General features: G+C 71.1%; 21 protein-coding genes. 6 read left to right on the forward strand and 15 right to left on the reverse strand.

The window, feature by feature from the left end:
• A partial coding sequence (locus IO29_RS18400; RefSeq protein ID WP_037840560.1) for a DUF3618 domain-containing protein occupies positions 1-296 on the reverse strand: 296 nt, incomplete at its 3' end.
• 41 nt (positions 297-337) lie between these two features.
• On the reverse strand, positions 338-775 hold the full coding sequence (locus IO29_RS18405) for a phage holin family protein (RefSeq protein ID WP_234307563.1): 438 nt from the start codon (positions 773-775) through the stop codon (positions 338-340).
• A gap of 150 nt (positions 776-925) precedes the next feature.
• Here IO29_RS18405 and dapA point away from each other — a divergent pair, with 150 nt between their 5' ends.
• Positions 926-1831, forward strand: a complete 906-nt coding sequence (gene dapA / locus IO29_RS18410; RefSeq protein WP_030380587.1) for a 4-hydroxy-tetrahydrodipicolinate synthase — start codon at positions 926-928, stop codon at positions 1829-1831.
• A 37-nt stretch (positions 1832-1868) separates the two neighbouring features.
• Here dapA and dapD read toward each other — a convergent pair whose 3' ends face one another.
• From dapD to IO29_RS18460, 10 genes are all read right to left on the reverse strand, one after another.
• Positions 1869-2858, reverse strand: a complete 990-nt coding sequence (gene dapD / locus IO29_RS18415) for a 2,3,4,5-tetrahydropyridine-2,6-dicarboxylate N-succinyltransferase (protein WP_030380588.1) — start codon at positions 2856-2858, stop codon at positions 1869-1871.
• Between the two features lie 170 nt (positions 2859-3028).
• Positions 3029-3349: a DMT family transporter gene (locus IO29_RS18420; RefSeq protein WP_030380589.1), complete on the reverse strand. Its 321-nt coding sequence runs from the start codon at positions 3347-3349 to the stop codon at positions 3029-3031.
• 154 nt (positions 3350-3503) lie between these two features.
• A complete protein-coding gene (locus IO29_RS18425; protein WP_030380590.1) occupies positions 3504-3836 on the reverse strand; it encodes a metal-sulfur cluster assembly factor in 333 nt (110 codons plus the stop codon).
• On the reverse strand, positions 3833-4306 hold the full coding sequence (gene sufU, locus IO29_RS18430; protein WP_030380591.1) for a Fe-S cluster assembly sulfur transfer protein SufU: 474 nt from the start codon (positions 4304-4306) through the stop codon (positions 3833-3835). Before sufU ends, IO29_RS18425 begins: the two co-directional genes overlap by 4 nt.
• A gap of 11 nt (positions 4307-4317) precedes the next feature.
• Positions 4318-5574 (reverse strand): cysteine desulfurase, encoded by a 1257-nt coding sequence (locus IO29_RS18435; protein WP_030380592.1) that lies wholly within the window; start codon positions 5572-5574, stop codon positions 4318-4320.
• Positions 5571-6335, reverse strand: a complete 765-nt coding sequence (sufC, locus tag IO29_RS18440) for a Fe-S cluster assembly ATPase SufC (protein ID WP_030380593.1) — start codon at positions 6333-6335, stop codon at positions 5571-5573. The genes IO29_RS18435 and sufC overlap by 4 nt, the downstream gene beginning before the upstream one ends.
• A gap of 7 nt (positions 6336-6342) precedes the next feature.
• A complete protein-coding gene (locus tag IO29_RS18445; protein ID WP_030380594.1) occupies positions 6343-6660 on the reverse strand; it encodes a non-heme iron oxygenase ferredoxin subunit in 318 nt (105 codons plus the stop codon).
• On the reverse strand, positions 6657-7838 hold the full coding sequence (gene sufD / locus IO29_RS18450) for a Fe-S cluster assembly protein SufD (protein ID WP_030380595.1): 1182 nt from the start codon (positions 7836-7838) through the stop codon (positions 6657-6659). The genes IO29_RS18445 and sufD overlap by 4 nt, the downstream gene beginning before the upstream one ends.
• Before the next feature lie 89 nt (positions 7839-7927).
• Positions 7928-9349, reverse strand: a complete 1422-nt coding sequence (sufB, locus tag IO29_RS18455) for a Fe-S cluster assembly protein SufB (RefSeq protein WP_030380596.1) — start codon at positions 9347-9349, stop codon at positions 7928-7930.
• Positions 9346-10068 (reverse strand): helix-turn-helix transcriptional regulator, encoded by a 723-nt coding sequence (locus tag IO29_RS18460; RefSeq protein WP_030380597.1) that lies wholly within the window; start codon positions 10066-10068, stop codon positions 9346-9348. Before IO29_RS18460 ends, sufB begins: the two co-directional genes overlap by 4 nt.
• Before the next feature lie 353 nt (positions 10069-10421).
• On the opposite strand from IO29_RS18460, the gene IO29_RS18465 reads away from it, so the two are divergent.
• From IO29_RS18465 to IO29_RS18475, 3 genes are read left to right on the forward strand one after another with little or no spacing between them, the layout of a single operon-like run.
• Positions 10422-11345: an ABC transporter ATP-binding protein gene (locus tag IO29_RS18465; protein WP_030380598.1), complete on the forward strand. Its 924-nt coding sequence runs from the start codon at positions 10422-10424 to the stop codon at positions 11343-11345.
• Entirely contained in the window at positions 11342-12121 is a 780-nt protein-coding gene (locus tag IO29_RS18470) for an ABC transporter permease (protein ID WP_030380599.1), read from the forward strand. The genes IO29_RS18465 and IO29_RS18470 overlap by 4 nt, the downstream gene beginning before the upstream one ends.
• A 59-nt stretch (positions 12122-12180) precedes the next feature.
• The gene (locus tag IO29_RS18475) at positions 12181-13185 is read left to right on the forward strand and encodes a COX15/CtaA family protein (protein ID WP_030380600.1); all 1005 of its coding nucleotides are present in this window, start codon (positions 12181-12183) and stop codon (positions 13183-13185) included.
• Positions 13186-13333: 148 nt separating this feature from the next.
• On the opposite strand, the gene IO29_RS18480 is transcribed toward IO29_RS18475, so the two are convergent.
• The 3 genes from IO29_RS18480 to IO29_RS18490 all read right to left on the reverse strand — a co-directional run bounded on the left by IO29_RS18480 (position 13334) and on the right by IO29_RS18490 (position 16011).
• Positions 13334-14440, reverse strand: coding sequence for an amidohydrolase family protein (locus IO29_RS18480; protein WP_030380601.1), 1107 nt, complete (start codon positions 14438-14440; stop codon positions 13334-13336).
• Between the two features lie 103 nt (positions 14441-14543).
• The gene (locus tag IO29_RS18485; RefSeq protein WP_030380602.1) at positions 14544-14915 is read right to left on the reverse strand and encodes a hypothetical protein; all 372 of its coding nucleotides are present in this window, start codon (positions 14913-14915) and stop codon (positions 14544-14546) included.
• Between the two features lie 94 nt (positions 14916-15009).
• Positions 15010-16011, reverse strand: a complete 1002-nt coding sequence (locus tag IO29_RS18490) for a heme o synthase (RefSeq protein ID WP_106969850.1) — start codon at positions 16009-16011, stop codon at positions 15010-15012.
• 318 nt (positions 16012-16329) lie between these two features.
• On the opposite strand from IO29_RS18490, the gene tkt reads away from it, so the two are divergent.
• Positions 16330-18417 (forward strand): transketolase, encoded by a 2088-nt coding sequence (gene tkt, locus IO29_RS18495; RefSeq protein ID WP_030380604.1) that lies wholly within the window; start codon positions 16330-16332, stop codon positions 18415-18417.
• Positions 18418-18451: 34 nt separating this feature from the next.
• Positions 18452-19570, forward strand: coding sequence for a transaldolase (gene tal, locus IO29_RS18500; RefSeq protein ID WP_030380605.1), 1119 nt, complete (start codon positions 18452-18454; stop codon positions 19568-19570).
• Positions 19571-19572 lie beyond the last annotated feature (2 nt).

The following is a 19572-nucleotide window of genomic DNA, read 5'->3' on the forward strand; positions in this document are numbered from 1 at the left end:
CACCACACCCCCGCCGCGACAACCGCCCCCGCCCCGACCCCCGCGACGACCAACGGCACCCTCTGCCGCTCCGACACCCGCACCGCCGTACTCCGCAACTGCACCGACACCGCCCCGGCCCGGTCCCGCAGATCCTCCGCCCGCGCCCGCGCCCGCCCCTTCACATCGGCCTTCCCGGCCAGCTCCTCCACCGTGTCGCCGAGCGCCCCCCGCGTCTCCTCGATCTGCCGCCGCAACTCGTCCGGTCCCTTCGCCCCCGTCGCGTTCCGCCCGGACGCCGGCACGGACCCGGCCAACTGCCCGGCGTCCCCTCGCTCACCCGCTCCGCCGTGGCCCGTCACCGGTGCACCCTCCCCTTGATCTCGTCGACATCGGCCTTGACGCTGTCCAGCGTCTCCTCCGGCTTCGGCGGCGTCGCCCGCCGCAACTGCGCCCGCCCCATCAGCCCGAGCACGCCCGCCACCAGGAACAGCCCCGCCGTCACGATCAGCGCGGCGGCCCACACGGGCAACGCCACCGCGATCGCGGCGATGGCCGTGGCCGCCAGCGCCATCAGCCCGACGTAGGCGACGGCGCCCGCCCCGCCCAGCAGCCCGCCGCCGCGCCCGGCCCGGCGCCCCTTCTCGGCGAGTTCCTCCTTGGCGAGGCTCACTTCCTGACGTACGAGCCGGGAGAGCTGTTCGGTCGCCTGACCGACGAGTTCCCCCACCGAATGGTGGTCCGGACGGTCCGGGTAGTGGACGGTGCGCACGGGCTTGGCCTCGGTCGTGGTCACGGTCCGCCTCCTCTCGTGTCGGAAGAATCCCGGGTACCCCTGGCCGCCGCTCCCTACCCTCCTCCAGACCACCACCGATTAGCGATCGACCCCACCACCTCGTAGCAAATTTAAGTAGTGCTACACAAAGAACCGCCCGAGACTCCCCGTATGACACTCACACCGCCCCGCCCCACCCCCTTCGGCCGCGCCCTGTGCGCGATGGTCACCCCCTTCACCGACGACGGCGCCCTCGACCTGGACGGCGCCCAGCGGCTGGCCGCCCGCCTGGTCGAGGAGGGCTGCGACGGACTCGTCCTCTCCGGCACGACGGGCGAGTCCCCGACCACCACGGACGCGGAGAAGGTGGCGCTCGTGCGGTCGGTACGGGAAGCCGTCGGCGCACGCGCGACGATCGTGGCGGGGGTCGGCACGGCCGACACCGCGCACACCACGGAGCTGGCCCGTGCGGCGGAGAAGGCGGGCGCCGACGGCCTCCTGGTCGTCGCCCCGTACTACAGCCGCCCCCCGCAGGACGCCGTCGAGGCCCATCTGCGCGAGGTCGCCGACGCGACCGGACTGCCCCTGATGCTGTACGACATCCCGGCCCGCACGGGCACCCGCATCGAACCGGAGACACTGCTCCGCCTGGCCGGGCACCCCCGGATCGTGGCGGTGAAGGACTGCGCCCACGACCTCCTGGGCACCCAGAAGGTGCTGCACCGCACGGAGTTGGCGTACTACGCGGGCTGCGACGAACAGACCCTGGCGCTGTACGCGGTCGGCGGCGCCGGCTGTGTGAGCACCGTCGCGAACGTCGTACCGCGCCACTTCCGCGCGATCCTCGACACGTTCGACACCGGTGACACGACAGCCGCCGCCCGCCACCAGCACGCGGCGAACGACCTGATCGAGGCCATGATGGCGACCGCCCTCCCCGGCACGGTCACCACCAAGGCGCTCCTCACCCGCCTCGGCCTCCCCGCGGGCCCCGTCCGCCCGCCCCTGCGGCCCGCCGGCCGGCAGACGGCCGACGGGCTGCTGGCGCTGTACGAGCGCCTGGCGGGCGGGGTCTGAACCGGCCGGTGCGACGCTGCCGGGGTCTTCCGGCCCGTCAGTTGTGGGCGTGCAGGATGTCGTTCAGGCCGCCCCAGACCGCGTTGTTGGGGCGGGCCTCGACCGTGCCGGTGACCGAGTTGCGGCGGAAGAGGATGTTCGAGGCGCCGGAGAGCTCGCGGGCCTTGACGATCTGGCCGTCGGGCATGGTGACCCGGGTGCCCGCGGTGATGTACAGGCCGGCCTCGACCACGCACTCGTCGCCGAGCGCGATGCCGACGCCCGCCTCGGCGCCGACCAGGCAGCGCTCGCCGAGGGAGATGATCACGTTGCCGCCGCCGGACAGCGTGCCCATCGTGGAGGCGCCGCCGCCGATGTCCGAGCCGTCGCCCACCACGACGCCGGCGGAGATCCGGCCCTCGACCATGGACGTGCCGAGCGTGCCGGCGTTGAAGTTGACGAAGCCCTCGTGCATGACCGTGGTGCCCGCGGAGAGGTGCGCGCCGAGGCGGACCCGGTCCGCGTCGGCGATGCGGACGCCCTTCGGCACGACGTAGTCCGTCATGCGCGGGAACTTGTCGACCGAGGTCACCTGGAGGTGCAGGCCCTCGGCGCGGGCGTTGAGCCGCACCTTCTCGATGTCGTCGACCGCGACCGGGCCGAGCGAGGTCCAGGCGACGTTGGCGAGGAAGCCGAACTGGCCCTCCAGGCTCAGCCCGTGCGGCTTGACCAGACGGTGCGAGAGCAGGTGCAGGCGCAGATAGACGTCGTGCGCGTCGAGCGGCTTGTCGTCCAGGGAGGCGATGACCGTGCGGACCGCGACGACCTCGACGCCGCGGCGGCTGTCCGGGCCGATCGCCTTGGCGGCGCCCTCGCCGAGCAGCTCCGCGGCACGCTCGGCGGACAGCCGCTCGGTGCCGGCCGGGCCGGGGTCCCCGGTCAGCTCGGGGGCGGGGAACCAGGTGTCGAGAACGGTGCCGTCGGGGGTGAGGGTGGCGAGGCCGGCGGCGGCGGCGCCGGTGGTGCGGGTGGTCGTCATGTCGGTCATGACGGCAACCTAACCGGCGGGGACGGCCGGGGGCCAACCGGCGGGGTACGGGGCCGGCCCCCATGCCCCGGGAGGGGTGGCGGGGGTGCGTTTTCGGGTGCGGTACGGGGGGGGTCGCGCCCACGCGGCGGAGCCGCGGATCGACGCAGACCCGCGCCCTCTCGCGGACGCTAATGGCTGCCGCCCATGTTCAGGACCACCACCCCCGCCACGATCAGGGTCAGGCCGGCCAGTTTCGCCGCGGTGAGGGTTTCGCCGAAGGCCAGGAGGCCGATGGTGGCGATGGCGGCCGTGCCCACGCCGGACCAGATGGCGTAGGCCGTGCCGATCGAGACCGTTTTCAGGGTCTGGGCCAGGAGTGCGAAGGACAGCAGGTAGCCGGCGACGGTGATCAGGGAGGGCCAGAGCCGGGTGAAGCCCTCGCTGTACTTCATCGCGGTCGTGGCCGCCACCTCCGCCGCGATGGCCCCGCCGAGCAGCACGTATCCCATTCCCATGCGGGCGACTGTACGACGCCCGCGCCGCACCCCGGCCCCGGCTCCGGCTCCGGCTCCCGGCTCCCGGCAACGCCACGGCCCCCGGCGCTTACCCGCGCCGGGGGCCGTCGCCTGCTCACGCGGACCGCATGCCGCATGCCGCGTCCGCTCAGACGTTGAAGCCCAGCGCCCGCAGCTGCTCGCGGCCGTCGTCCGTGATCTTGTCGGGGCCCCACGGCGGCATCCAGACCCAGTTGATGCGCAGCTCGTTGACGAGGCCGTCCGTGGCGGACTTGGCCTGGTCCTCGATGACATCGGTCAGCGGACAGGCCGCGGACGTCAGGGTCATGTCGACGGTGGCGATGTTCGCCTCGTCGATGTGGATGCCGTAGATGAGGCCGAGATTGACGACGTCGATGCCCAGTTCGGGGTCGACGACGTCCATCAGGGCCTCGCGGAGCTCCTCCTCCGAGGCCGGCTTCATCTCCACGGTGTCGGTCATGCCGTTGTCCTTTCGGGGTCGGCGCCGGCGTCCTGGAGGGCCTGGGCCGTCGCGTCCTTCCACGCCATCCAGCTCAGCAGCGCGCACTTGACCCGCGCCGGGTACTTGGAGACCCCGGCGAACGCGACCGCGTCCTCCAGGACCTCCTCCATCGCGTCGTCGGGCTCGACCTTGCCCTTGGACTGCATCAGCTCCAGGAAGGTCTCCTGGATCCGCTGCGCCTCGGCGACGTCCTTGCCGACGAGGAGGTCGTTCAGCACGGAGGCGGAGGCCTGGCTGATCGAACAGCCCTGGCCCTCGTAGCTGACGTCGCTGATGGTGGTGCCGTCGTACTTCACACGCAGCGTGATCTCGTCACCGCACGTCGGGTTGACGTGGTGCACCTCGGCGTCGCCGTCCCGCAAGCCCCGCCCGTGCGGGTTCTTGTAGTGGTCGAGGATGACTTCCTGGTACATCGAGTCCAGCTTCACGCCTCAGCCCTTCATCCGAAGAAGTTCCGTACGTGCTCCAGACCGTCGATCAGCGCGTCGACCTCGCCCGGTGTGGAGTACAGATAGAACGACGCTCGCGTGGTCGCGGGAATTCCGTACCGCAGGCAGACGGGGCGCGCGCAGTGGTGGCCGACGCGTACCGCGATGCCCTGCTCGTCGAGGACCTGGCCCACGTCGTGCGGGTGGATGTCACCCAGGGTGAACGAGATCGCGGCGCCGCGGTCCTCGGCCGTGGTGGGGCCGATGAGCCGCAGGTCGGGCACTTCCAGCAGCCGCTTGACCGCGTACTCGGTGAGCGCGTGCTCGTGCGCGAGGACCTTGTCCATGCCGATCGAGTTCAGGTAGTCGATCGCCGCGCCGAGACCGACCGCCTGGGCGATCGGCGGGGTGCCCGCCTCGAACTTGTGCGGGGCGGGGGCGTAGGTCGAGGAGTGCATCGACACCGTCTCGATCATCTCGCCGCCGCCGAGGAACGGGGGCAGGTCCTCCAGCAGCTCCTGGCGGCCCCACAGCACGCCGATGCCGGTCGGGCCGCACATCTTGTGGCCGGTGAAGGCCACGAAGTCGGCCTGGAGGGCCTGTACGTCCACGGGCATGTGCGGCGCGGCCTGGGAGGCGTCGACGCAGACCAGCGCGCCGACCTCCTGGGCGCGGCGGACTATCGCCTCGACCGGGTTGAGGGTGCCGAGGATGTTGGAGACCAGCACGAAGGAGACGATCTTCGTCTTCTCGGTGATGATCTCGTCGATCCGGGAGAGGTCGAGCCGGCCGTCGTCGGTCAGTCCGAACCACTTCAGCTTCGCGCCCGTGCGCTGCGCGAGCAGCTGCCAGGGCACGATGTTGGAGTGGTGCTCCATCTCCGTGATGACGATCTCGGTGTCGTGGTCGACCCGGTAGGGCTCGTCGGCCCAGCCGAGCATGTTGGCCACGAGGTTGAGCGACTCGGAGGCGTTCTTGGTGAAGATCACCTCGTCGCGGCTCGGAGCGTTGATGAACGCGGCGACCTTGTCGCGCGCGCCCTCGTACAGCGCCGTGGCCTCCTCGGCGAGCACGTGCACGCCCCGGTGGACGTTGGCGTTGTGCTGCTCGTAGTACTCGTCCAGGACGTCGATCACCTGGCGCGGGGTCTGCGAGGTCGCCGCGTTGTCGAGGTAGACGAGCCTGCGGCCGTCGTGGACCTGGCGGTCCAGGATCGGGAAGTCCTTGCGGATCGCCTCGGTGTCGAGGAGGCCCGGCAACTGCGTCACGCTGATACGCCACCCTTCGTGTATGCCTCGTAGCCCTCTTCCTCCAGCTTGTCGGCGAGTTCGGCGCCGCCGGACTCGACGATGCGGCCCGCGGAGAAGACGTGCACGAAGTCGGGCTTGATGTAGCGCAGGATGCGCGTGTAGTGCGTGATCAGCAGGGTGCCGACCTCGCCGGTCTCGCGGACGCGGTTGACGCCCTCGGAGACGATGCGCAGGGCGTCGACGTCGAGGCCGGAGTCGGTCTCGTCGAGGATGGCGACCTTCGGCTTGAGCAGTTCGAGCTGGAGGATCTCGTGGCGCTTCTTCTCACCGCCGGAGAAGCCCTCGTTGACGTTGCGCTCGGCGAAGGAGGAGTCCATGTGGAGGCGCTCCATGGCCTCCTTGACCTCCTTGACCCAGGTACGCAGCTTGGGGGCCTCGCCGCGGACGGCGGTGGCGGAGGTGCGCAGGAAGTTGCTCACCGACACACCGGGGACCTCGACCGGGTACTGCATGGCGAGGAAGAGGCCGGCGCGGGCGCGCTCGTCGACGGACATCTCCAGGACGTCCTCGCCGTCGAGGGTGACGGTGCCGCCGGTGATCGTGTACTTGGGGTGACCCGCGAGGGAGTAGGCGAGGGTCGACTTGCCGGAGCCGTTGGGGCCCATGATGGCGTGCGTCTCGCCCTGCTTCACGGTGAGGTCGACGCCCTTGAGGATCTCCTTCGTGGCGTTGTCGGCCTCGACGGTGACGTGCAGGTCTCGGATTTCAAGCGTTGCCATGGGTGCCTCAGGACTCCTGGGTGAGGGAGACGAGCACGTCGTCCCCTTCGATCTTTACGGGGTATACGGGGACGGGACGTGTCGCCGGGGGGCTGTCGGGCTTTCCGGAACGGAGGTCGAAGCGCGAGCCGTGCAGCCAGCACTCGATGTGGCAGTCGTCGACCTCGCCCTCGGAGAGGGAGACGTTGGCGTGCGAGCAGATGTCGTGGATGGCGAACACCTCGCCCTCGGTGTGCACGAGGGAGACGGGCGTGCCGTCGAGTTCCACCCGCTTGGGGGTGTCCTCCTCCAGCTCGCTCAGCCCGCAGGCGCGTACGAAGGTCATGCGACCGACGCCTCCAGCTCCTCCTCGATCTTGGCGAGCAGGCGCTCCTCGATGTCGGCGATACCGATCCGCTGCACGAGCTCGGCGAAGAAGCCGCGCACGACCAGCCGGCGGGCGTCGATCTCGGGGATGCCGCGGGCCATCAGGTAGAAGAGCTGCTCGTCGTCGAACCGGCCGGTGGCGGAGGCGTGGCCGGCGCCGACGATCTCGCCGGTCTCGATCTCCAGGTTCGGCACCGAGTCGACGCGGGCGCCGTCGGTGAGGACCAGGTTCCGGTTCATCTCGTAGGTGTCGGTGCCCTCGGCCTTGGCCTCGATGAGCACGTCACCGATCCACACGGCGTGCGCGGAGTCGCCCTGGAGGGCGCCCTTGTAGACGACGTTGGACGTGCAGTGGGGGGTGTTGTGGTCGACCAGGAGGCGGTGCTCGTGGTGCTGGCCACGGTCGGTGAAGTACAGGCCGATCAGCTCGGCCTCGCCGCCGGTGCCGGCGTAGCTGACGCGCGGGTGGATGCGCACCAGGTCGCCGCCGAAGGTGACGACGATGTGCCGGAAGGTGGCGTCGCGGCCGACCAGGGCGCTCTGCTGGGAGGCGTGGACGGCGGTGTCGTCCCAGTCCATGACGGTGACGACGGTGAGCTTGGCGCCGTCCCCGAGGACGTACTCGACGTTGGCCGCGCGCACGGTGTCGCCGGTGTGGTCGATGACGACGGTGGCCTCGGCGAAGGCGCCGAGTTCGAAGACGGTGTGCCCGTAGGTCACGCCGCCCTCGCCGTGCAGGGCCAGGCGGACCGGCTCGCTGAGCGCGGTCTCCTTGGGCACGGTGACGATCGTCGCCTTCTCGAAGGCGGAGTAGGCCTGGGCCGCGACCCGGTCCACGGGGGCGCCGGTCCGGCCGAGCCGGGCGTCGTCCCGGGCGACGGACTCGACACGCACGCCGTCGGGGGCGGAGATCTCGGCCTTGATCGAGCCGTCGGCGACGGCGGTGCCGTCGTGCAGCCCGCGCAGGCGTTCGAGGGGGGTGAAGCGCCACTCCTCCTCACGGCCGTGCGGTACCGGGAAGTCCGCCACGTCGAAGGACGGCGGCGCGCTCATGCGCGTGGCGACGGTCGACTCGGCGGCCACCGCGATCGAGCCGGCGGTGGTGGAACCGACCGGGTTGGTGTGGGCCTCGGCCATGGCTGTCGTCGTGCTCTCTTCCTGCGTGTTGTCGTGTTCCGCGGCCCGCTCGGGCGGGCGGGCCGTCGGCTGTGCGCGGGGGCGGCGGGTCAGCCGACCGCGCCCTCCATCTGAAGCTCGATCAGCCGGTTGAGCTCCAGCGCGTACTCCATCGGCAGTTCCTTGGCGATCGGCTCGACGAAGCCGCGCACGATCATCGCCATCGCCTCGAACTCGCTCAGGCCGCGGCTCATCAGGTAGAAGAGCTGGTCCTCGGAGACCTTGGAGACGGTCGCCTCGTGGCCCATGGACACGTCGTCCTCGCGGACGTCCACGTAGGGGTACGTGTCGGAGCGGGAGATGGTGTCGACGAGCAGGGCGTCGCAGAGCACGTTCGACTTGGCGCCGGGGGCGCCCTCGCCGATCTCAATGAGGCCGCGGTAGGAGGTGCGGCCGCCGCCGCGGGCCACGGACTTCGACACGATGTTGGACGACGTGTTCGGGGCCATGTGGACCATCTTGGCGCCCGCGTCCTGGTGCTGGCCCTCGCCCGCGAAGGCGATGGAGAGCGTCTCGCCCTTGGCGTGCTCGCCCATCAGGTAGACGGCCGGGTACTTCATCGTCACCTTGGAGCCGATGTTGCCGTCGATCCACTCCATGGTGGCGCCCTCGTAGGCGACGGCGCGCTTGGTGACCAGGTTGTAGACGTTGTTCGACCAGTTCTGGATGGTCGTGTAGCGGCAGCGGGCGTTCTTCTTGACGATGATCTCGACGACCGCGGAGTGCAGCGAGTCCGACTTGTAGATCGGCGCCGTGCAGCCCTCGACGTAGTGCACGTAGGCACCCTCGTCGACGATGATCAGGGTCCGCTCGAACTGGCCCATGTTCTCCGTGTTGATGCGGAAGTAGGCCTGGAGCGGAATCTCGACGTGCACGCCCTTCGGCACGTAGATGAAGGAGCCGCCGGACCACACCGCGCTGTTCAGCGAGGCGAACTTGTTGTCGCCGACGGGGATGACGGTCCCGAAGTACTCCTTGAAGAGCTCGGGGTGCTCCTTCAGGGCGGTGTCGGTGTCCAGGAAGATGACACCCTGCTCCTCCAGGTCCTCGCGGATCTGGTGGTAGACGACCTCCGACTCGTACTGCGCGGCGACACCGGCGACCAGGCGCTGCTTCTCCGCCTCGGGGATGCCGAGCTTGTCGTAGGTGTTCTTGATGTCCTCGGGCAGGTCCTCCCAGGACTCCGCCTGCTTCTCCGTGGAGCGCACGAAGTACTTGATGTTGTCGAAGTCGATCCCCGACAGGTCCGAGCCCCAGTTCGGCATCGGCTTCTTCTCGAAGAGCCGCAGGCCCTTCAGCCGCAGCTTCGTCATCCACTCCGGCTCGGACTTCTTCGCGGAGATGTCGCGGACGACGTCCTCGTTGATGCCGCGCTTGGCGGAGGCGCCGGCCGTGTCGGAGTCGGCCCAGCCGTATTCGTACTTGCCCAGGCCCTCGAGTTCGGGGTGAGCAGTCTCCGTGGGGAGAGTCATGCGGGGTTCCTCCCGGCCGTGCGTGCAGATGCTTCGTGGGAAATCTTGGGGATGAACGTCGTGCAGACGCCGTCGCCGTGCGCGATGGTCGCCAGTCGCTGCACGTGTGTACCCAACAGTTGCGAGAACACTTCTGTTTCCGCCTCGCAGAGTTGCGGGAACTGTTCCGCGACGTGGGCGACCGGGCAGTGGTGCTGGCAGAGCTGTTCGCCGTGGTGCGGGAGGGGCGCACTGCGTGCCGTGGCAGCGTACCCGTCCGCGCTCAGCGCCCTGGCCAGGGCCTCGGTGCGCTCCTCGGGGCCGGCGGCGTCGATCGCCGCGCGGTAGGCGGCGGCCTGCTCGGCGATCCGGGCGCGGGCGAAGGCGACGACCGCCTCGTCGCCGCCGAAGCGCTCCCGGATGAAGCGGAGCGCGTCCGCGGCGAGCTGGTCGTACGACTGGTCGAAGGCGTCCCGGCCGCAGTCGGTCAGCGCGAACACCTTGGCCGGGCGGCCGCGGGTGCGGGCCCCGTAGACCCGGCGCTCACGGGCCTCCACGACGTTGTCCGCGAGCAGCGCGTCCAGATGCCGGCGTACGGCGGCCTGGGTGAGGCCGAGGCGGCCGGCGAGCTCGGCGACGGTCGAGGGGCCGTGGTCCAGGACGGAGCGCGCGACACGGTTGCGGGTGGACCGCTCACCGGTCGCGAGATCCTCCTGCGGAGCCTCGCCGACGTTTTTCACAACGCCATTGTTGCGTAATTCGCCGGACCCGGGCAAGCGAGGGTCCACCGGGCGGGTGGTGGGCTGAATCACTTAGGCATACCTAAGCCGACCTGCGGAAACGTTTCGGGGCGCCGCGGGCGGGTGGTCCGGGCGCGGCCCGGTGGCGGCCGTTCGCGCAGTTCACCGCGCCCCTCGAAAGCGGCGGGTGCCGCCTGTTGTTCAGGGGCGCGGGGAACCGCGCGACAAGCCACGACGGACCCGCAGCCCCCGAACCGGCAGATCCCCCCGAGCCGGAAGGCGCCCCGGGGCCGAGGGCTCGCCCTGCCCACCCCCGCGCGGAGCGCACCCCGCACGAACCTAGACTTCGCCTCATGCGAAGCGACCCGGTCGTCCAGGTGCGCGCCCTGGTGAAGCGGTACGGCGCCAAGACCGCCGTCGACGGTCTCGACCTCGTGGCCCGCCCCGGCGTCACCGCCGTGCTCGGCCCCAACGGTGCGGGCAAGACCACCACCGTCGAGACCTGCGAGGGCTACCGCAGACCGGACTCCGGAACCGTCCGCGTGCTCGGCCTCGACCCCGTGCGCGAAGGCGCCGCCCTGCGCCCCCGCATCGGCGTGATGCTCCAGTCCGGCGGCGTCTACTCCGGCGCCCGCGCCGAGGAGATGCTGCGCCACGTGGCGAAACTGCACGCCCACCCGCTCGACGTCGACGCGCTGATCGAACGGCTCGGCCTCGACTCGTGCGGCCGCACCAGCTACCGCCGGCTCTCCGGCGGCCAGCAGCAGCGCCTCGCACTGGCGATGGCCGTCGTCGGCCGCCCGGAGCTGGTCTTCCTCGACGAGCCCACCGCCGGCCTGGACCCGCAGGCCCGCCGCGCCACCTGGGACCTCGTCCGGGACCTGCGCGCCGACGGCGTCTCCGTCATCCTCACCACGCACCACATGGACGAGGCCGAACAGCTCTCCGACGACGTGGCCATCATCGACGGCGGCCGGGTCATCGCCCAGGGCTCCCCCGAGGAGCTGTGCCGCGGCGGTGCCGAGAACACCCTGCGCTTCACCGGCCGCCCCGGCCTCGACGTGGGCTCGCTGCTCAAGGCGCTGCCCGCCGACTGCACGGCCGCGGAGCTGACGCCGGGCTCGTACCGGGTCTCCGGCAAGATCGACCCCCAGCTGCTGGCCACCGTCACCTCCTGGTGCGCGCAACACGGGGTGATGCCGGACCGCATCTCGGTCGAACGGCACACCCTCGAAGACGTCTTCCTGGCGCTCACCGGCAAGGAGCTGCGCTCATGACCACCGCCACCGGTACCGGCGCCTACGCACCGAAGCCCGGCGCGGCCCCGCTGCCGCGCATGATCGGGGCGCAGGCCGTGCTCGAGACGAAGATGCTGCTGCGCAACGGCGAGCAGCTGCTGCTGACCGCCGTCATCCCCACGCTGCTCCTCGTCCTCTTCAGCTCCGTGGACATCGTCGACACGGGCGCGGGCGAGGCCGTCGACTTCCTGGCCCCCGGCATCCTGGCGCTCGCCGTGATGTCGACGGCGTTCACCGGGCAGGCGATCGCCACCGGCTTCGAGCGGCGCTACGGCGTCCTGAAGCGGCTCGCCGTCTCCCCGCTGCCCCGCTGGGCCCTGATGACCGCCAAGACGCTGTCCGTACTGGTGACCGAGGCGCTCCAGGTGGCCCTGCTGACCGCGATCGCCTTCGCCCTCGGCTGGTCACCGCACGGCAACCCGGGCGCGGTGCTGCTCCTGCTGGTGCTCGGCACCGCCGCGTTCTCCGGGCTCGGCCTGCTGATGGCGGGCACGCTGAAGGCGGAGGCCACGTTGGCCGCCGCGAACCTGGTCTTCCTGCTGCTGCTGGTCGGCGGCGGCGTGATCGTGCCGCTGGACAAGTTCCCGGGCGCGGCCCAGGACGTCCTCGGGCTGCTGCCCATCTCCGCGCTCTCGGACGGGCTGCGGGACGTCCTGCGCGACGGCGCCGGGATGCCGTGGGGCGACCTGGGGATCCTCGCCGTCTGGGCGGTCGTGGGGCTCGCGGCGGCGGGGCGGTTCTTCCGCTGGGAGTGAGCGGAGGCACACCTGTGGGGGGCGCCCCTCGTGAATCGGTGCACAAGCGGCCGCCTACGATGGTGCCCGTGCCCAAGCTGACCCGCGCCGAGGCCGTACAGGCCGTGCGCAACCCGCTCGCCTTCATCGCCGCACGCTGGACGCCGACACCGCGGACCGTCCAGTGGGCGGCCTTCCTCGCGCTCGCCATGGCGGTCGTCCTGGTCGTCACCGGCGGCGCGGTACGGCTCACCGGCTCCGGGCTCGGCTGCCCGACCTGGCCCAAGTGCACCGGCGACTCGCTCACCACCACCAGCGCGATGGGCTTCCACGGGGTGATCGAGTTCGGCAACCGGATGCTGACGTACGTGCTGTGCGCGGCGGTCGGCTGGGCGATCATCGCGGCGCGGGCCGAGAAGCCGTGGCGACGGAGCGTGACCCGGCTGGGCTGGGCGCAGTTCTGGATCGTCATGGGCAACGCGGTGCTCGGCGGCATCGTGGTGCTGGTCGGCCTCAACCCGTACACGGTCGCGGCGCACTTCCTGCTGACCTCGGCGCTCATCGGGGTGGCCACCGTGATGTGGCAGCGCACCCGGGAGGGCGACGGGGAGCCTCGGCCGCTGGTCGGCACGGCGGTGCGGCAGCTGGTGTGGGTCCTGGTCGTGGCGTCCGTGGTGCTGCTCGCGGTGGGCACGGTGGTGACCGGGGCGGGGCCGCACGCGGGGGACTCCAGCGAGGTGGAGCGGATGCCGCTGGACTGGGAGACGGTGAGCAAGCTGCACGCGGTGCTGGCGTGGATCGTGGTGACGCTGACGTTCGCGTTGTGGTTCGTGCTGAAGGCGGTGGACGCGCCGAGGGGGCCGCTGGTGCGGACCCGGGAGCTGTTCCTGATCCTGCTGGCGCAGGGTGTGATCGGTTATGTGCAGTACTTCACGAACCTGCCGGAGGCGCTGGTGGGGGCACACATGCTGGGCTCGGCGGTGATGTGGGTGGGCGTCCTCCGGGTGCATCTGTCGCTCCGCGAACGCCCGGCGATCCCGGCCGACCCGTCCGCCGCCCCGTCACCAACGCTCACCACGGCGTAGGCCCTGTAGTTCTTCCTCGCCCCCGCCGCCCCTACCCGTCCCATCCCCGGGGGCTCCGCTCCCGGACCCCCAAAAGATCGCGCGGTTCCCCGCGCCCCTGATCAGGTGCGAACCGCCCGACAGGCCCGGCGGGGGCGAAGACCTCCGGTCACCCCACGCCGTACAGTCGCCCCGCGTTGCCCGCCGCGATCAGCCCCGCCACCCGCTCCGCATCCGCCCGCGCCCACGCGCCCTCCCCCACCCACGCCCCCAGCACCCTCCCCAGCGCCTCCCGGAACAACCGCGCCCCCACCACATGCAGCTCCGGCAGCCCCCGCCCCCCGCTGGAGAACAGCAGCTTCCCGAACGGGGCCAGTTCCAGCGCCTCCGCGAGGACCTCCGCCGCCCGCGCCCCCGTCCGCACGAGCGGCGCCCCCAGATCGGCGTACACATGCGGAAACACCCCCGCGAGATGGGCCGCCTGCCGGTGGTAGGGGTAACCGTGCAGCAGCACCAGATCCGTACCGACCCCCGCCGTCGCCCGCGCGAACTCCGCGAGCACCCCGGGATCCACGACCCGCGCGGCCGCCCCCGCCCCGCCCGGCCCCGCGTGCAGCTGCAACGGCCGCCCCGCGGCCACCGCCACCCACAGCAGATGCCGCAGCAGCACGGGATCGGTCGGCGGGCCCCCCACCCCACGCCGGCCCAGCCACCGCGCGGCGGCCCCCCGCACCTCCCCCGGCCCCGGCGGCTCCGGCGCGAGCACCGACCCGTGCCGCAGCCCCGCGACCGACGTGAACGCCACCGCGTGCTCGGCCGCGGAGTGGACGGCCTCGGCGAGGCCCGCGAGGAAGGACTCCACCGTCCCGGAGGTGTCGGCGACCTGCTCCGCGAGCGGTTCGAGCCGTACGATCTCGTGCGCCTCGGCGTCCCCGGCGAGCGCCATCTCGCCGGGACCGGTGAGATCACCGGGCGGCCCGGTGTCGACGAGGTACGTGGTGATGCCGCTGCCCCGCAGCAGCCGCCGTCCGGCCTCCAGGGCGCCCAGTTCGCGCCGCCGGGCGAGATAGCGGGCCGGCGGGCAGTGCGGCTCCAGGCCGAGCAGGGGCGGGCACCAGCGGCGTACGGCGAAGCCCGTCTGGGTGTCGAAGAGGGTGGTGCCGGCGGCGGGCGGGCCCTCGGTACGGGCGAGCTGGGCCTCGAAGGTGCCGAGGCCCAGCTCGGTGCGGAGGACGCCGTGGCAGTACTGGTCCACCAGTGACGGCGTGTCGATCATTCGGGCTCCCCCGCGGCTGGACCGTTCCTCTCGGAAGGCCTAACGCCCGAAGGGCCCCGACGGGTGCGCCCGGCACCGGCCGTTACGCGGCCACCCGCCCGCGTCAGCCGTTGCCCCGGCCGCCCACCTGGATCCCGGCCATGCGCGACCACTCGTAGGGTCCGGTGCGCACCCGGCCCGCGAACTCCCCGTCGAACGCCTCGTGCACGGTGAGGCCGGCCGCCGCCACCGCCTGCTTCGCGATCGCGTGGGTCGGTGCCACCAGGTCGCCCCAGCCGCCGTCCGCGCCGACGAGGACGATGCGCGCGCCGCGCTGGCCGAGGTATGCGATCTGTCCCTCGGCGCCGCCGTGCGCCTTGGCGAAGGAGCCGATCTCCTTGGCCAGCCGGGTGGCCCTGCGGGCGTCCCGGGCGGCGCGCCGGGCGTCGGCGGAGCTGCCGTCCTGCTGGGTGTCGTCTGCCGTGTCGTCTGCCATGGCCAGGATGCTACCGGCGGGTAGGAAGAACGGCGACGGGCGGGCGCGTGGTCTTGCCCACGCGCCCGCCCGTCGCCGTCGTGTCCGGAGGGGACTACCTCAGGAAGGGGTCCACCGCGACCGCCACGAAGAGGATCGACACATAGGTGATGCTCCAGTGGAACAGGCGCATCTCCTTCAGCTTGGCGCCCGTCACCTCCGCCTTCGCGCGGTTCAACAGCGCGTGCGCCTCCCACAGCCACATGCCGCCGGCCGCCAGCGCCACCGCCAGGTAGAACCAGCCGGTGTAGCCGAGCGGGGTGAGCAGCAGGGAGGCCCCGACCATCACCCAGCTGTAGAGGACGATCTGCCGGGCGACCACCTTGTTGGAGGCGATCACCGGGAGCATGGGCACGCCCACGCGCGCGTAGTCGTCCTTGACCTTCATGGAGAGCGGCCAGTAGTGCGGCGGCGTCCAGAAGAACATCACCAGGAAGAGGATGATCGGCGCGTAGGAGACCGAGTCGGTGACCGAGGACCAGCCGATCAGCACCGGCATGCAGCCCGCGATGCCGCCCCACACGATGTTCTGCGAGGTGCGCCGCTTGAGGATCATCGTGTAGACGACGACGTAGAAGAGGAGCGCGCCGAGCGCCAGCCAGGCGGAGAGCCAGTTGACGGTGAGGCCGAACAGCAGCGTCGAGACGACCGCGAGGCCGATACCGAAGGCGAGGCACTCCCGGGGGCTGACCATGCCGGTGACCAGCGGACGCTGCGAGGTGCGCTCCATCAGCGCGTCGATGTCGCGGTCGATGTACATGTTGAGCGCGTTGGCGCCGCCCGCGGAGAGGTAGCCGCCGAGGCAGGTGAGCAGGACCAGCTTGAGGTCCGGCACGCCCTGCTGGGCGAGGAACATCACCGGAACGGTGGTGATCAGGAGCAGTTCGATGATCCGCGGCTTGGTCAGCGCCACGAACGCCTTCACACGGGCCCCGAACGGCCGTTGGCGCCGGCTGCTGCCCGCCTCGACTTCCCCCGCATCCTTGACGGTGCGGGCGGTACCCCCATCCGCGGGTCGGGATTCGACGGCCGTCACGCACACCCCTGACATGGACATCAAAGCGAGTCGTACCCGCACCAATGGCGGGTAAAGGACTCGCGCGTACCACGCCACTTTAGACGTTGCCCCTCCTTCGCTCTGCGCGGGGGTGGCCGTGTGGGGCACCCCGCCCGACCTCCTCATTGAGCACTCGGGTGACGGGCCGCGTATGGAGGGGTCCACGGCCGGGCGGGACCCGTCCGGCCGGGGTGCCGGGGACAGGTCCGGCATCCGGGACGAGTCGAAAGAACGCACTACCTCCAGGGGTAGGCTCATCACGGCCGGTACGCGCCGCGTGACCGGCATTCGACATGTGGAGAGGAGCCCTGACCCAGGGTGAGCACCAAGCCGACCACCACAGACCTCGAGTGGACCGAACTGGACCAGCGGGCCGTGGACACCGCCCGTGTCCTGGCCGCCGATGCCGTACAGAAGGTCGGAAACGGCCATCCGGGTACGGCGATGAGCCTGGCACCGGCCGCCTACACCCTCTTCCAGAAGGTGATGCGCCACGACCCGGCCGACGCCGACTGGGTGGGCCGCGACCGTTTCGTGCTGTCCGCCGGCCACTCGTCCCTGACCCTCTACATCCAGCTCTACCTCGCCGGCTTCGGCCTGGAGCTGGAGGACCTCCAGTCCTTCCGTACCTGGGGCTCCAAGACCCCCGGTCACCCGGAGTACGGCCACACGGTGGGCGTGGAGACCACGACCGGCCCGCTGGGCCAGGGTGTCGCCAACGCCGTCGGCATGGCGATGGCCGCCCGCTACGAGCGCGGTCTGTTCGACCCGGAGGCCGCCCAGGGCGACTCCCCGTTCGACCACTTCATCTACTGCGTCGCCGGTGACGGCTGCCTCCAGGAGGGCATCTCCGCCGAGGCGTCCTCGCTGGCCGGGCACCAGAAACTCGGCAACCTGATCCTGCTGTGGGACGACAACCACATCTCGATCGAGGGCGACACGGAGACCGCCGTCTCCGAGGACACCGCCAAGCGCTACGAGGCCTACGGCTGGCACGTGCAGCGGGTGGAGCCGAAGGAGAACGGCGACCTGGACCCGCAGGCGCTCTACGCGGCGATCCAGCGGGCCAAGGCCGTCACCGACCGGCCGTCCTTCATCGCGATGCGCTCGATCATCGCCTGGCCGGCCCCGAACGCCCAGAACACCGAGGCCGCGCACGGCTCGGCGCTCGGCGCGGACGAGGTCGCGGCCACCAAGCGCGTCCTGGGCTTCGACCCGGAGAAGAGCTTCGAGGTCGCCGACGAGGTCCTCGCGCACACCCGCAAGGCGCTCGACCGGGGCACCGAGGCCAAGGCCGAGTGGGACAAGGGCTACCAGTCCTGGCGCGGCGCCAACCCGGAGCGGGCGGCCGACTACGACCGGATCGCCAAGGGCGAGCTGCCGGCCGGCTGGGAGGCCAAGCTCCCGGTGTTCGAGCCGGGTACGGGCGTCGCCACGCGTGCCGCCTCCGGCAAGGTGCTCCAGGCGCTCGGCGCGGTGATCCCGGAGCTGTGGGGCGGCTCCGCCGACCTCGCGGGTTCGAACAACACCACGATCGACAAGACCAGCTCCTTCCTCCCCGAGGGCAACCACCTGCCGGAGGCCGACCCGTACGGCCGCACGATCCACTTCGGCATCCGCGAGCACTCCATGGCCGCGGAGATGAACGGCATCACGCTGCACGGCAACACCCGCGTCTACGGCGGCACGTTCCTCGTGTTCTCCGACTACATGCGCAACGCGGTGCGCCTCTCGGCGCTGATGCACCTACCGGTGACGTACGTGTGGACGCACGACTCCATCGGTCTGGGCGAAGACGGCCCGACCCACCAGCCGGTCGAGCACCTGGCCTCGCTGCGCGCCATCCCGGGTCTGAACGTGGTCCGCCCGGCCGACGCCAACGAGACGGCGATCGCCTGGCGGGAGATCCTGCGCCGCTGGACGAAGGAGTTCGGCAAGGGTGCCCCGCACGGTCTGGCGCTGACCCGGCAGGGCGTGCCGACGTACGAGGCCAACGAGGACACCGTGAAGGGCGGCTACGTCCTGTTCGAGGCCGAGGGCGGCGACGCGGAGGTCATCCTCATCGCCACCGGCTCCGAGGTGCATGTCGCGGTCGAGGCGCGGGAACGGCTTCAGTCGGAAGGTGTTCCGACCCGGGTGGTGTCCATGCCGTCGGTGGAGTGGTTCGAGGAGCAGGACCAGGGGTACCGGGACTCGGTGCTGCCTCCGTCCGTCAAGGCGCGGGTCGCCGTCGAGGCGGGGATCGGACTGACCTGGCACAAGTACGTCGGGGACGCCGGCCGCATCGTTTCGCTGGAGCACTTCGGCGCGTCGGCGGACGGCAAGGTGCTCTTCCGCGAGTTCGGCTTCACTGCCGAGAACGTGGCCGACCAGGCCCGGGAATCCCTCGCCGCCGTCCGGCGCTGACGCTCATATACGACACGTAGGAGATGCATTTTCCATGACAGACGCACTCAAGCGCCTCTCCGAGGAAGGCGTGGCGATCTGGCTGGACGACCTGTCGCGCAAGCGGATCACGTCCGGCAACCTCGCCGAGCTGATCGACCAGCAGCACGTCGTGGGCGTCACCACCAACCCGTCGATCTTCCAGAAGGCGATCTCGCAGGGCGACGGCTACGACCAGCAGCTCTCCGACCTCGCGTTCCGCAAGGTCACGGTCGAAGAGGCCATCCGCATGATCACGACGGCGGACGTCCGGGACGCCGCCGACATCCTGCGCCCGGTCTTCGACGCCACCGACGGCCAGGACGGCCGGGTCTCCATCGAGGTGGACCCGCGCCTGGCGCACAACACCAAGGCGACCGTCGCCGAGGCCAAGCAGCTGGCCTGGCTGGTGGACCGCCCCAACACGCTCATCAAGATCCCGGCCACCCGCGCGGGCATCCCGGCGATCACCGAGACCCTGGGCCTCGGCATCAGCGTCAACGTCACGCTGATCTTCTCGCTGGAGCGCTACCGCGAGGTGATGGACGCCTACCTGGCCGGTCTGGAGAAGGCCAAGGAGCGCGGCCTGGACCTGTCGCAGATCCGTTCCGTGGCGTCCTTCTTCGTCTCCCGTGTGGACACCGAGATCGACAAGCGGATCGACGCGCAGGGCACCGACGAGGCCAAGGCGCTGCGCGGCAAGGCCGGCGTGGCCAACGCCCGGCTCGCCTACCAGGCGTACGAGGAGGTCTTCTCCTCGGACCGCTGGGCGGCCCTGGAGAAGGCGGGCGCCCGCAAGCAGCGTCCGCTGTGGGCCTCCACGGGCGTCAAGGACAAGGCGTACAAGGCGACGCTGTACGTCGACGAGCTGGTCGCGCCCAACACGGTGAACACCATGCCGGAGGCCACCCTCCAGGCCACCGAGGAGAGCGGCGAGATCCGCGGCAACGCGGTGGCCGGCACCTACGAGCAGGCCCGTGCCGACCTCGACGCGCTCGAGAAGATCGGCATCTCGTACGACGAGGTGGTCCAGCTCCTGGAGGACGAGGGCGTCGACAAGTTCGAGGGCGCCTGGAACGACCTGCTCAAGTCGACCGAGGCGGAGCTCAAGCGCCTCGCCCCTTCGGAGGGCTGACC

Origin of the sequence: Streptomyces sp. NRRL F-6676 (assembly GCF_000725625.1) — a bacterium.
GTDB lineage: Bacteria > Actinomycetota > Actinomycetes > Streptomycetales > Streptomycetaceae > Streptomyces.